This window comes from Streptococcus dentiloxodontae (assembly GCF_053206925.1).
The window spans coordinates 1-13,149 of the sequence record NZ_JBRUHR010000003.1; the positions used below are offsets into that span (position 1 = coordinate 1).

At 39.8% G+C, this 13,149-nt stretch carries 16 protein-coding genes and 1 pseudogene; 13 read left to right on the plus strand and 4 right to left on the minus strand.

Annotated features, from left to right (window positions below; all coding sequences use genetic code 11):
• From ACVRZ8_RS02765 to ACVRZ8_RS02775, 3 genes are all read right to left on the minus strand, one after another.
• On the minus strand, positions 1-449 hold a 449-nt coding region (locus ACVRZ8_RS02765), incomplete at its 3' end, for a transposase family protein (RefSeq protein WP_447447938.1).
• Between the two features lie 342 nt (positions 450-791).
• Positions 792-1,715 (minus strand): membrane protein insertase YidC, encoded by a 924-nt coding sequence (yidC, locus tag ACVRZ8_RS02770; RefSeq protein ID WP_447447811.1) that lies wholly within the window; start codon positions 1,713-1,715, stop codon positions 792-794.
• A 112-nt stretch (positions 1,716-1,827) separates the two neighbouring features.
• On the minus strand, positions 1,828-2,106 hold the full coding sequence (locus ACVRZ8_RS02775; RefSeq protein WP_447447812.1) for an acylphosphatase: 279 nt from the start codon (positions 2,104-2,106) through the stop codon (positions 1,828-1,830).
• Between the two features lie 94 nt (positions 2,107-2,200).
• Here ACVRZ8_RS02775 and ACVRZ8_RS02780 point away from each other — a divergent pair, with 94 nt between their 5' ends.
• From ACVRZ8_RS02780 to ACVRZ8_RS02795, 4 genes and pseudogenes are all read left to right on the plus strand, one after another.
• Positions 2,201-2,938 (plus strand): TrmH family RNA methyltransferase, encoded by a 738-nt coding sequence (locus tag ACVRZ8_RS02780; RefSeq protein WP_447447813.1) that lies wholly within the window; start codon positions 2,201-2,203, stop codon positions 2,936-2,938.
• Between the two features lie 107 nt (positions 2,939-3,045).
• Positions 3,046-3,549: an HDIG domain-containing metalloprotein gene (locus ACVRZ8_RS02785; protein ID WP_447447814.1), complete on the plus strand. Its 504-nt coding sequence runs from the start codon at positions 3,046-3,048 to the stop codon at positions 3,547-3,549.
• A gap of 37 nt (positions 3,550-3,586) precedes the next feature.
• Entirely contained in the window at positions 3,587-4,276 is a 690-nt protein-coding gene (locus ACVRZ8_RS02790; protein ID WP_447447815.1) for a Bax inhibitor-1/YccA family protein, read from the plus strand.
• Positions 4,277-4,340: 64 nt separating this feature from the next.
• Positions 4,341-5,136, plus strand: a pseudogene (locus tag ACVRZ8_RS02795) (SDR family NAD(P)-dependent oxidoreductase).
• A gap of 79 nt (positions 5,137-5,215) precedes the next feature.
• Here the strand turns inward: ACVRZ8_RS02795 and ACVRZ8_RS02800 are convergent.
• Complete coding sequence (locus ACVRZ8_RS02800) at positions 5,216-6,349, minus strand: DUF5105 domain-containing protein (protein ID WP_447447816.1); 1,134 nt, start codon at positions 6,347-6,349, stop codon at positions 5,216-5,218.
• Positions 6,350-6,503: 154 nt separating this feature from the next.
• Here ACVRZ8_RS02800 and ACVRZ8_RS02805 point away from each other — a divergent pair, with 154 nt between their 5' ends.
• The 9 genes from ACVRZ8_RS02805 to scpB all read left to right on the plus strand — a co-directional run bounded on the left by ACVRZ8_RS02805 (position 6,504) and on the right by scpB (position 13,105).
• Entirely contained in the window at positions 6,504-7,754 is a 1,251-nt protein-coding gene (locus ACVRZ8_RS02805; RefSeq protein ID WP_447447817.1) for a diaminopimelate decarboxylase, read from the plus strand.
• 123 nt (positions 7,755-7,877) lie between these two features.
• A complete protein-coding gene (locus ACVRZ8_RS02810) occupies positions 7,878-8,132 on the plus strand; it encodes a YneF family protein (RefSeq protein WP_447447818.1) in 255 nt (84 codons plus the stop codon).
• A 124-nt stretch (positions 8,133-8,256) separates the two neighbouring features.
• Entirely contained in the window at positions 8,257-9,072 is an 816-nt protein-coding gene (gene racE, locus ACVRZ8_RS02815) for a glutamate racemase (RefSeq protein WP_447447819.1), read from the plus strand.
• Positions 9,065-10,054, plus strand: coding sequence for a nucleoside-triphosphate diphosphatase (locus ACVRZ8_RS02820; RefSeq protein WP_447447821.1), 990 nt, complete (start codon positions 9,065-9,067; stop codon positions 10,052-10,054). The genes racE and ACVRZ8_RS02820 overlap by 8 nt, the downstream gene beginning before the upstream one ends.
• Complete coding sequence (locus ACVRZ8_RS02825) at positions 10,036-10,557, plus strand: metallophosphoesterase (protein WP_447447822.1); 522 nt, start codon at positions 10,036-10,038, stop codon at positions 10,555-10,557. Before ACVRZ8_RS02820 ends, ACVRZ8_RS02825 begins: the two co-directional genes overlap by 19 nt.
• Complete coding sequence (gene cbpB, locus ACVRZ8_RS02830; RefSeq protein WP_447447823.1) at positions 10,554-11,024, plus strand: cyclic-di-AMP-binding protein CbpB; 471 nt, start codon at positions 10,554-10,556, stop codon at positions 11,022-11,024. Before ACVRZ8_RS02825 ends, cbpB begins: the two co-directional genes overlap by 4 nt.
• A complete protein-coding gene (xerD, locus tag ACVRZ8_RS02835) occupies positions 10,990-11,760 on the plus strand; it encodes a site-specific tyrosine recombinase XerD (protein WP_447447824.1) in 771 nt (256 codons plus the stop codon). Before cbpB ends, xerD begins: the two co-directional genes overlap by 35 nt.
• Complete coding sequence (locus ACVRZ8_RS02840; protein ID WP_447447825.1) at positions 11,760-12,467, plus strand: segregation/condensation protein A; 708 nt, start codon at positions 11,760-11,762, stop codon at positions 12,465-12,467. The genes xerD and ACVRZ8_RS02840 overlap by 1 nt, the downstream gene beginning before the upstream one ends.
• The gene (scpB, locus tag ACVRZ8_RS02845; RefSeq protein WP_447447826.1) at positions 12,464-13,105 is read left to right on the plus strand and encodes an SMC-Scp complex subunit ScpB; all 642 of its coding nucleotides are present in this window, start codon (positions 12,464-12,466) and stop codon (positions 13,103-13,105) included. The genes ACVRZ8_RS02840 and scpB overlap by 4 nt, the downstream gene beginning before the upstream one ends.
• Positions 13,106-13,149 lie beyond the last annotated feature (44 nt).

Sequence of the window (13,149 nt, forward strand, 5' to 3'; positions counted from 1 at the left end):
AGTTTGGAGAAATCCTCTTTGAAAGTGAATTGTGCTAACTTTCTCTGAACGGCAGAGACAGAGATATGGAGTTTCTTTGCGATAGCGGAGTTAGTCAGTTTTTCAGTGTGAAGCTGTGTGATTTTAGTCCAGATAGGTTTGGGAATCTGACCGTTTTTCTGAACGAGAGGCGTCTCAGCTACCCTCACTCTGCGACAAGCCTTACACTGAAAGCGACGCTTTTTGAGCTTTAGAAGGGTAGGCATGCCTTGAATGTCAAGGAGTGGGATAGTTGAGGCTTTCTGAAAGTCATATTTCATCATTTTTCCTTGACAATGGGGACAGTCAGAAGCTTGATAATCCAATTTTGCCCGTATCTCGATGTGAGTTTGGTGTTGTAAAACAAACAAGATTTTGATATTTTTGTCTTTCAATCCGATTAAATCTGTGGTATTCTTGAGATGTTCCATATGAATCTTTCTAATGATGGTTTTGTCGCTTTTCATTATAAGTCATATGGGACTTTTTTCATATAATCAAAAAGCCCTACAATACCCGAAGGGGAGTTACCCACTACAGATATTATAGAGCCATAAAAAGCAGGTCTAGTCCTGCTTTTTTTGTATTCTGCATTAGTTGATGCTATTTTTCTTATTAAGACAGATAAAAAATGAGCTTGGAACAATGTTTGTTTCAAGCTCATTCAACTTAAGATTTTTGTTTGAATCACAATAGCTGGGGAAACTGGCTGGCTATGTCGATTCTAGTCTTCCCCCTGAGTTCATTAGATATTTTTTGATACTTGCTGATTGTTATTTGCGTTTACGCTGTTTGCCAGCATTACGATTTGCTTTTGGTTTTGGCTGATTAATTGCCTTTTTACCTTGCTTTGGTGTCACATCTTTGCGTGTATTTGTTGATTTGAAAGCTTTTGGAGGATTATTTTTGAATTCCTCTTCAACTTTTTTGCGAAGACCTGGTTTAATGAGGTAAGTTGTGATTAGTTGTTGGATAATAGAGAAGATACCACCAACAAACCAATAAAGTCCCACGCTTGACGGAAGGCTCCATGCCATGAAGACCATCACCAATGGCATCGTATAGGTCATCGTCTTCATTTGAGAGCGTTGCTCTTCGGGCATGCTGAGCATTGACAAATAAGACTGAACGAAATAGAGAAGAGCAATGATCGCAATCAGTATTAGACTTCGTTCGCCGAGATTAATACCTAGGAAAGTTGATTCCGAAACTCCCTTGGTAAATCGAGCGGCAAAATAAAGAGCAGAGAAGAAAGGCATTTGAATTAAAAGCGGCAAACAGCCAAGCCCTCCTAACATGCTGACGCCATTCTCGCGCTGTGCTTGCATGAGTTCTGTTTGTGCTGCCAGCTTTTCTTCTTGAGTTGTCGCATTTTTCATACGCTCATTAATAGGATCAAAAATCGGTTTGAGGTAATCGCGTTTAGCAGCTTGATAAGCGGCTTTGCGGGACTGATGAAGTCCTAGAGGCAAGATAATTAAACGCACAACAATGGTAACAAGGATGATACCAAGCCCAAAACCAAGTCCTAAATCCTTAGCAAAATAAGTGATGACATGACTCATTGGTTTTCCAAGCAGCTCCCAAACAGTTCCTATTGGATTTCCGCTAGAATCAAGGCGAACACATCCTGAAAGGAGAAGCAGCATACCGGCGGACCAAGCAGTGAGCGCAAGACGTTTACTAGATTTATTCACGATAATATAATTCCTTTAGATTTTAATAATACCTGTATATTTTACTCTTTTTTAAGCGCTAGGACAAGCTAAAACTGCGGTTTTTATCTGGATAAATGGCTGAGCTGTTTATCTAATTTGTCATCTGGAAATCATCATAGTCTTCAAAATTAGCCATAGTAGCATTGACATAGGTAACTTTGGCAAATTGCGAAGGTCCCTTTCTGACTTCTTGGATAAATTTAGCTAATTTGGCTTTATCATTTGACTGTGCCAGAATTTCAACTGTGCCATCGTCATTATTCCAAACACGGCCGTAAATATCTCCCATTTCTCTGGCTAAAAGATAGGTTGAGTAGCGAAAACCAACACCTTGAACGCGTCCAGACACGAGTAATCTCATTTTTTGCATAGGAATACCTCCTTTTTTCTTTTAGTATATGCTGACTGGCAAAATAGGTCAAGTCAGCTCCTCTATTTTTCTCGAAATTTGGTATAATAAAGATATGGAAATCATACAGTCAAAGGCTAACAGTGCGGTCAAATCGGCTAAAAAGCTCTTGCAGAAAAAATATCGTAAGTCTTCTTATCTGATTGAAGGCTGGCATCTCTATCAAGAAGCTAAGGCCAATGGTGCTGAAATTCTTCGTGTTTTTGTCTTGGCGGATATGGCAGACCGCATTGGGAATGAAAAGCAGATCAAGCTGGTGACTCCTGAGGTTCTTAGGGAAATTTCTGATACGCCAAGCCCTCAAGGCATTGTGGCGGAAATAGCTTTGCGAGATCAGATTATTCCTGAGCGCTTATCAGGTAAGTATCTGGTTTTAGAAGATGTTCAAGACCCAGGTAATGTTGGGACGATGATTCGTACAGCAGATGCAGCAGGTTTTACGGGGGTCTTTTTATCAGATAAATCGGCAGATATTTATAATCAAAAGACTTTGCGTTCTATGCAAGGCAGCCAGTACCATTTGCCTGTTTACCGCGGAAATATTTGGAGTTTTATCCAAACCTGTCAGACCCAAGGAATTTCTGTTCTAGCGACAAGTCTATCGGAAAACTCTACAGATTATAAGAGTTTAGGGAATCAAGAAAGTTTTGCTCTTGTCATGGGAAATGAAGGACAGGGAATTTCAGAGCAGATGGAGCAAGAAGCTGATCAGCTGGTTCATATTACCATGTCAGGGCAGGCCGAGAGTCTTAATGTTGCTGTCGCTGCAGGAATTTTGATGTTCAGTCTTTAGGTCTTAGGTCTGATTTTCATAACAGTTAACAGTTTCTTTGAGTTGGCTTTAAGGAATAATGGTATAATAACATGTCTAGCAGAAAAACTGCTTAGTGAGGTATTATAATGACTAACTATAAAAAAGACAAAGATTATATGCAGGAAGTGGAGCATTTGATTCGTCATCCTCGTTTTCAAAAACTGGATGGTATCACGCATCATCATTATTCAACTCGGATGCAGCATTCTATTAATGTGAGCTATACTAGTTACAAAATCGCTAAAAAGCTTGGCTGGGATGCTAAGGCAACAGCTAGAGGCGGTCTTTTGCATGATTTGTTTTATTATGATTGGCGAGACACTAAATTTAATAAGAGTCATGCCTGGGTGCATCCAAGAATTGCTGTTCGTAATGCTAAAAAAATTACAGATCTGAACAAAAAAGAAGAAGATATTATTCTTAAGCACATGTGGGGAACAACGCTTGCCTTTCCCCGCTACAAGGAATCTTACATTGTCACTATGGTAGATAAGTACTGGGCAATCAAAGAGGTAACGGCTCCTTTTCGAAAGCGGATAAAGAATAGCAGAATTTTACGCCGTAAAACTCTAGGGAGTCATCATCATTGATAGCCATACACTTGATATTATAAAGGAGAAATAACTAATGGAAAATAATATTATTTACACACAATCAGTCAGCGGTATTAATCGCTTTTATGCAAAAATTTATGCACTTGTCGGAATGGGCTTAGGATTATCAGCAGTTATTTCTTGGCTGATGTTGGGAGTATTTTGGCAGAACTTTGTTAATATTATCATTAACTATTCATGGGTTCCTTTGGTTGCTATAGGTTTGGAATTGGTTTTGGTTGTTGTTGCTTCAGCCGCAGCACGTCGAAATACGCCAGCAGCTTTGCCGCTCTTTTTGGTTTATTCAGCTTTAAATGGATTTACCCTAAGTTTTATTATCATTCGTTATGCTCAGTCAACGGTCTTCCAAGCTCTGTTGAGCGCGGCTATTATCTTTTTCGTTATGGCTTTGATTGGTGCAACAACTAAGCGTGATTTGTCAGGAATGGCCAAGTTTTTGTTAGCAGCCTTATTTGGAATTATCATTGCCAGTGTTGTCAATTTCTTTATTGTAAGTTCAGGTTTTTCATACATTATCTCTATTGCTTCTGTTTTGATTTTCTCAGGACTAATCGCCTACGATAATCAACTGATTAAAAATGTTTACAATCAGCTGGACGGCAGACCTACTGATGGCTGGGCTGTTTCAATGGCACTTAGCCTTTATCTGGATTTCATCAATCTATTTCTTAATCTATTACGTATTTTTGGACGTAATAATTAGTTTTTTGAGCATTTAATTCTTTGTGATTGAATGCTTTTATTATTTTAGGATAGGAGGCGGTAGAATGTATTTTAAAGGGAAAAGGGTTGTTATCGTTGGAGCAACTGGAGGACTTGGGGAGACCTATGTTCGGCATTTTTTTAAAAGAAGGGGCACTCCTTTTCCTAGTTGGGCGCAATGAGCAAAAATTAGAGAGTTTACGTCAAAGGGTACCTTTGGATATTCCTATAGTCAGTGCAGATATTACCGATGAAACTTCTTTGGAAAATTTGGCTGTTCGTGTTAAAGCGTGGTCTGATAAGGTTGATATCGTTATCAATGCTACAGGATATGATGTGCGAAAACCCTTGTTAAAGCACTCTTTAGCAGATATTGAACGAACTTTGTCCGTTAATCTTTTGGGTGGTATTTTGCTTACTAGAACATTTCTGCCTTTGTTAAATAATGTCAAGGGAAATACGGTTGTTCATTCAGGTGGTTTTGTTGATGGCCGTTTAGCATTTCCGTATTACAGTGCAGACGTTGCTTCGCGTTCGGGATTATTTTCTTTTATAGAATCTATGAACAGAGAATTGAATCAGGAAGGTTCTGTTATTCGGTTGACCTATTTTTGTCCTAATGCAGCACATACGAAGGCGGAGGCTCCTTATCATAAAGTATGGGAGGAAATGGGAGTTTCTATCTCTTTGGTTGATGATGTTGCAAATGCTTTATTAAATGGTTTAAGAAAGCAAAGGCAGGTCATTTTAATGGGATTTGGTACGAGCCTTTTTGCCAAAATCAATTTGTTGTCACCTAAGCTTGCAGATTGCTTATTATTAGCAAAATACAGTCGAATTTTAAAAAAATATTTTGCTTAAAATTTGTTTGCTCAGATTTTGAGCTGCTTTTCAGTGAAAAACTCCTTACGATATTCATTCATAAGGAGTTTTTTGTTAATTAATAACCATAGGTCAAAGTGCCGAGCTGGCCTGTGTAAGCATAAAAGAGAGGATAATATTCCCAATTGCCGCTGTAGCTGTCTTTTGTTGGGAAAGCCCATTTGTCATCTTCTTTAGTCAATTCAAAGGAGTAGCCATCAAAAACATCTGTTCCAGTGCTTGTAGGTTTTGTTGGAGTTACTTCTTTAATGGAATTTGGAAGGTAGGTTTCCATGTAGTATTGCTTAGCCACACTTTGAACATTGTCGCTAGTAACACCACCATGTGATGATGCATAATTTTGAACTTCACTTTGAAGATCATGGCTGCTGGAGTAAGACTTGTCTGCTTCAGTCAGGCTGACTGTCTTCATATCTAGATTAAAATTAGCAGTATCCTCTGCAACAATGATATTATCTACTGTATAAGAACCGCGTTCGCGGTTGGCTGTTTGAATCCAGCTTAGAACTTTTGGTATTTCATCACCAGTAGGCATTAGATAAGAGGATTCTCCGCCAAAACCATAAGACAGACTGTCAGAGAAGTAGGAAGAAAATTCACTTTTAGCTGTATTTAAATCATTGGCAACATAGGTATCGTAATCTCCAGATTCCCCGCCAAGAAGTACCGCTGAGAAGTAAGAGTCAACTGCAGACTTGACGGAATTGATGGTGTCTCCGTCAAAGTTTTTAAGTTTAGCCTCTACGGTTTGTCCTTTGGTTTTTTCGTCTTTAGATTCAAAGACAACTTTATAGTCTTCTTTATTGTTAACCTTGAAGAAATAAGTGACGTTTTCTGAATCTCCTGCTAGAAGTTCATCAAAGGCGCTGCTGTCGCTAGCAGGATCTACAGAACTCATAGTATCTGGCAAATCGTCAACATCAACTTTTTGAGCTTTGACTTTATTTCCTTCACTGTCTTCTAAATAGAATTGCTTGGCCGATGTTGCAATAGTAGCATCTTTTTTGGCTGTATTTTCCAAGGTAAAGTCTACTTGAATAAGTGTCTGGTTATCTTTTAGATCTAAGTCTGTTCCAGACAGATAACTGATATTTCCAACAGATAAACTTGCTTCCAGCTCAGGTTTAGCACAAGCTGCTAAAACGATGGTTGCTCCCAAAGCGATAGCTCCTAAATAAAATGCTTTTTTCATAAAAGCCCCCTTCATTCTTTATTAAAACGTTTACAATATCATTATAGCATACTTTAATTGGACTTGTCATGACTTCTTTGGCGCTATAGGTACTAAATAGCAATGCTCTATGGTATAATAGACACACATTTTAAAGATTGCGGAGACTGCTGATATGAAAACACCATTTGCAACTGTAGAACAGTTGGCGAAAATAACCAATCAATTTCCCACTCCTTTTCATCTTTACGATGAAAAAGGTATTCGCGAAACGGCGCGTGCTGTTAACAGAGCTTTTTCTTGGAATCCTGGATTTAAAGAATTTTTTGCGGTTAAGGCAACACCCAATCCAACGATTCTTAAGATTTTAAAAGAAGAGGGCTGCGGGGTTGATTGTGCAACGGATACAGAACTTTTAATGTCTAAGAAGGTAGGTTTTGACAGCTCTGCTATTTCTTTTACATCAAATGATACCATGGCTAAAGAGTTCGTCTATGCACGTGAAATTGGAGCGACGATAAACTTGGATGCTTACGAACACATTGCTTTTTTAGATGAGGCTGCGGGGCTTCCTGAAACCGTTTCGCTGCGTTATAATCCTGGAGGGGTCTTTGCTTTAGGTACAGATATTATGGATAATCCTGAGGAATCAAAATTTGGGATGACAAAAGAACAGCTCTTTCAAGGCTACCAAGATCTGCGTGATAAAGGAGTCAAGTCGTTTGGACTTCATGCCTTTTTGGCTTCAAATACAGTAACCAATGACTATTATCCAACCTTAGCTGCCCAGCTCTTTGAATTGGCTGTTGAGCTTAAAGAGAAAATCGGAATTTGCTTAGATTTTATCAACCTTTCAGGTGGCATTGGCGTAGATTACACGCCAGCTGACCGGCAAAATGACATTGCCGTAATTGGTGAAGGAGTGCATGCTAAATTTGATGAGATTTTGGTGCCAAATGGCTTGGGTCATATTGCCATTTACACGGAACTTGGCCGTTTCATGCTGGCTGCGCACGGTCATTTGGTGACCAAGGTTTTGCATTTGAAAGATACTTATCGTCATTATGTAGGTGTTGATGCCTCAGCGGTCAATTTGCTGCGCCCAGCTATGTACGATGCTTACCATCATATTACCAATATTAGTAATCCCAAAGGGAAGCTGCAACTTGTTGATGTGACTGGTTCGCTCTGTGAAAATAATGATAAGTTTGCAAAAAATCGCGAACTGCCAGAAGCGCGTGTTGGAGATATTCTTGTCATTCATGATACAGGTGCACATGGATTTTCTATGGGCTATAATTACAATGGCCGCCTGCGTTCGGCTGAGATTTTGCTTCAAGAAGATGGCAGCGCCCGAATGATTCGCCGTGCTGAGACTGCTGATGATTATTTTGCAACACTTTATGGTTTTGATTTTGAAAAATAATAAGGCAGCAAATAATTTTCAGCCTGCTGTTTAAAATAGTGAAATAACAGTGGCCGCTATTTGTCAGGGTAAGGTATTTTTGCTATAATAAGGCTTGTAAAAAATAGAGGAGAATTTGAATTTATGAACACCATCCTTTGGATTATTATCGTTTTTGTTGCTGTAATCGGCGGCTTTTATGGAGGAGCTTATTTTGCTCGTAAACAAATGGAAAAAGAACTTGCAGAAAATCCTCGTTTAAATGTTGATGCGGTACGTACCATGATGTCAGCAGCAGGACAAAAACCAAATGAGGCCAAGGTTCGTCAAACTTATAATCAAATTATCAAGCAGCAAAAAACAGCACTTGCTGATAGTAAAAAGAAGAAAAGAAAATAATAAATAAAGATAATAAGGGATAGGTCAGCTGTTTGGCGGCTTATTTCCTAATTAGTGGGGAGAGGAGCTGGGAATTGACCTGCTCCTCTTTCTAGTATAAAGGCCGTGTGCCTAGGGAGTTTTTATGGATAATCGTCCTATCGGTTTTTTAGATTCCGGCGTTGGCGGCTTAACTGTAGTGCGTGAGTTGATGCGTCAGCTACCTCATGAGGAAATCATTTATATCGGGGATTCGGCTAGGGCTCCTTATGGACCAAGGCCAGCCAAACAAATTCGAGAATATACTTGGCAATTAGTTAACTTTCTCTTGACCAAAGATGTCAAAATGATTGTAATTGCCTGCAATACGGCAACAGCGGTAGTTTGGGAAGAAATCAAACGAACCCTTTCCATTCCCGTTTTAGGTGTCATTTTACCTGGCTCAAGCGCAGCTATTAAATCAACACAAAGCAAAAAAATTGGTGTGATTGGGACTCCCATGACCATTGCTTCGAATATTTATGAGCAAAAAATCAAGAGCTTGGCACCAGATATGCAGGTTAAAAGCCTAGCTTGTCCCAAATTTGTTCCTATCGTAGAATCTAATGAAACTCGTTCAAGTTTGGCTAAAAAAGTGGTTTATGAAAGTTTGGCTCCTTTTGCGGGGAAAATAGATACGCTGGTTCTGGGCTGTACTCACTATCCGCTTTTGCGCCCGATCATTCAAAATGTAATGGGGCCTCAGGTCAAGCTGATTGACAGCGGAGCAGAAACGGTACGTGATATTTCGGTTCTGCTTAATTACTTTGAAATTAACCGCAGCCGCGAGATTTCGGATAAACAAGATCACTTTTACACAACAGCTAGCGTTACCGGTTTTAGGGAAATAGCAGAGCAGTGGTTGGGAAGAGCTGTCACAGTAGAACATGTGAATCTAGAAAAGGAAGTAAAGCATGACTGATAATATTTATGAATATAAGGACAGTCAAGATTGGTTTATCGGGACTTGGACAGGCCTTGGTGATATTGCTTGCTTGGGCGGACATGCTGATGAGGCTCTTTCACATCTTGGACAAGAGCTGAAAGGTTTGATTCCTTCTTTAACAGCAAATCAGACTGCTGGCTATAGTGTGACTGTTATTAAGCAATCGTCTGATTTTCGTCTGATTTCCTTTGTTGTGGATATGATTAATCAGGAAATGAACCGTCATCTTAAAGTGCAGCAGCACGCAGGTGCCATTTTAGTATCTGAAGCCAATCAACTGTTTCTAGTACATTTGCCTAAAAAGGGTGTTGCTATCAAAGATTTCTTTAGAAAGACAGACGCATCGTCTATTGGGGACATTCTTCTTATTGCCACACGTAATGAAGGAAAGACCAGAGAATTTCGCAAGCTCTTTGAAAAAATAGGTATCAAAGTATTAAATCTCAATGATTTTCCTGATTTACCTGAGGTTGAAGAGACAGGAACAACCTTTGAGGAGAATGCTCGCCTTAAAGCTGAAACGATTTCGGCATTGACAGGTAAAATGGTCTTGGCAGATGATTCGGGACTTAAAGTAGATGTGTTAGGAGGTTTGCCAGGAGTGTGGTCAGCTCGTTTTGCTGGGCCTGATGCAACGGATAATGACAACAATCGCAAACTTTTACATGAACTTGCAATGGTCTTTGATCAAGAAAAACGTTCAGCTCAATTTCATACGACTCTGGCAGTTGCTGCGCCTGGACGTGACAGTTTAGTGGTCGAAGCGGATTGGGAAGGCTATATTGCCACTGAACCTAAGGGTGACAATGGCTTTGGCTATGATCCCTTGTTTTTAGTAGGGGAGACAGGAAAAACATCTGCTCAGCTATTACCAGAAGAAAAAAACAGTATTTCTCATCGCGGACAGGCAGTTAAGAAACTTATGGAGGTATTTCCGTCATGGCAGAAAGCAGAATAATTGTCATGAGTGATTCTCATGGAGATCGTGAAATTGTTAAGGGTATTAAGGAACGCTATCAAGGGAAGGTTGATGCCATTTTTCATAATGGTGATTCAGAGCTTGAAGCAAGTGATTCTATTTGGTCAGGGATTTATGTGGTACGCGGCAACTGCGATTACGATAATGGTTATCCCAGTGATTTGATTGCTCATATTGGTGATATAACGATAGCTCAAACGCATGGCCATCTTTATGCCATCAATTTCACTTGGGATAAACTGGATTTATTTGCCCAAGAGGCTGATGCTGATATTTGCCTTTATGGACACTTACACCGTGCAGACGCTTGGCAAAATGGAAAAACAGTTTTCATAAATCCTGGGTCTGTTTTGCAGCCGCGCGGTGATATTAATGAAAGACTCTATGCAATGGTTACTATCACAGCTGATATTATTCGTGTGGATTATTATACTCGAGACCATAAGCTATATCCCGCTATTTCAAAGGAATTCAAGAGATGATTGCTAAAGAATTTGAACAATTTTTAATTAGCCATTTGGATGATTATCTCATCCCAGCTGAGGATTTGGTGATTTTTATTGATACGCATAATGCGGATCATGTCTTATTGTTATTAACGAGCAATGGCTATTCGCGAGTGCCTGTTATCACCAAAGACAAGGCTTATGTTGGCACCATTTCTATTTCTGATATTATCAACTATCAAGAAGAAAATAATCTTCAGGACTGGGAAATGGCCAGTTTAGATATTAGCCATGCTGTTAATGGCAAAATAGAAACAGTTTCTGAATCAGCTAGTTTGACGGAAGTCATGCACAAATTGGTGGATAATCCGTTTTTACCAGTTTTGACAGAAGAAGGCGTATTTGTTGGGATTATTACCCGTAAGTCAATTTTAAAGGCTGTTAACAGCCTCTTACATAATTTTACTAATGACTATATCATCACTCCTAAAAAATCCGACTGAGGCTATTGAATGTTTTTTGGCGAGCAAAACTTTATCGGCCAGTTCCTCTCAGGCTTATCGTTATGATTTAGAGCAGTTTATTCAGGCAGTCGGTCAAACAATTGATAGGACTCAGCTCAGTTTTTACGAGCAAAGTTTATCGGCTTTGAAACCTGCTGCCCGCAAACGTAAGCTTTCGGCTGTTAATCAGTTTTTGCGTTATCTTTACCAGCAAGGCCAGATAGAGGAGTTTTATCATTTATCGGTCAAATCTGCCCTGCAGCCACCTCGGCTTAAGACTGGACTTTTAGATCTGTCTTCACTCTATGAGGGAGAAAGCTGCGCTGGAAAATTAGCGAGTCTGCTGATTCTGGACTTAGGTCTTTTGCCTGCAGAAATACTAGCCATCGAAAATAAAAATATTGATCTAGACTTTGCTGTTGTGACAATAATTAAGGATCAGACGAAACGGGTGCTGACCTTGAGCCCAGCTCTTTTAGAGGCTTTGTCAACTTTAGCCGATAATTGGTCAGGACTTTATTTGCTTGGCCGTGGAGATAAGGCCTATTCACGTCAGTGGCTGTTTAGGCATTTGCAGGTTTATTTGACAAGCCAAGGCTTTCCTGAACTCAATGCTCAGAGTCTGCGTCAGCAATTTATCTTAAAAGAAATTAAACAGGGAACAGACGCTTTTGAATTGGCAAGAAAGCTGGGACTTAAGAGTCCGGTTACTCTGGAGAGATATTATCAAGTATAATGGATATTAAACTAAAGGATTTTGAGGGACCGCTGGACTTGCTTTTACACTTGGTCTCCAAATATGAAGTGGACATCTACGATGTGCCCATAGTGGATGTTATTGAGCAGTATCTGGCTTATCTGGCAACTTTGCAGGCCATGCGTCTGGAGATTGCCGGAGACTACATGGTCATGGCCAGTCAACTGATGCTGATTAAAAGCAGAAAGCTTCTGCCAACAGTAGTTGAGACAGAGCCAGAAGAGACTGACCCTGAATTGGAGCTCCTTAGTCAGTTGGAAGAATATGCCCGTTTTAAAGCAGCCAGTCAGGAAATGGCTAAGCAGCATGAGCGGCGTGCTCTCTTTTATTCTAAACCAAAGGTAGAACTGGTTTATGAGGATATAAGTCTCAGCCATGATAAGTCTATTCAGGATATTTTTCTGGCTTTCTCAAAAATTATGGCAGAAAAGCAGGAAGAAATCCGTCAGAACCATACAACCATTGCCAAAGATGATTATAAAATTGAAGATATGATGGTCATTATCGAGGACGCTTTTGCTGAAAAGCCTAGTATAGATTTGGCTGATATTTTTAAAGATGCAAAGGATATGGATCAAGTGATTACTCTTTTTTTGGCAACTTTAGAACTCATCAAAGTTCACCGTGTTTCTGCCAAGCAGGAGACGGTTTTTGGCAGAATTGTACTTAGAAAGGAATGGACATGAGCAGTCATTTAGCACGTCTTGAGGCTCTCCTTTTTGTAGCAGGCGAAGACGGCCTTAGTACACGGACATTGGCTCAGCTTTTGGATTTGCCGATAACAGGTGTTACTCAGTCTCTTGAAAAATTGCAGAGCAAATATAGCGCTGACGCTGATTCGGCGCTTTGTCTAATTGAGTCTTCAAATACTTATAAACTGGTTACTAAAGACAGTTTTGCAGAGCTTTTGCGGGATTATTCTAAAACGCCTATCAATCAAAGTTTATCACGAGCCAGTTTAGAGGTGCTGTCAATCGTTGCTTATAAACAGCCTATCACCAGAGCTGAAATTGATGATATTCGCGGTGTGAACTCCAGCGGAGCTATTTCTAAACTTCAAGCTTTTGAACTCATTCGTGAAAATGGTAAAAAAGACACTATCGGGCGTCCCAATCTTTATGTGACAACAGATTACTTCTTAGATTATGTGGGCATCAATCATTTAGATGAGCTAATTGCTATTGAGCATTTAGAATTGGAAGATCAAGAAAGCACACTTTTCAAAGAGGAGCAGTCAAACACTCCAGAAAAAGCAGAGGCTGCAAATGCTCTGCCAGAAGATACATCCGATACTTCGGTATCAACAGAAGGAATAAATCCCTGATTTTAAGACTAAAGCAAGACTATTGTTGGGTGTGAGAGCGCCCT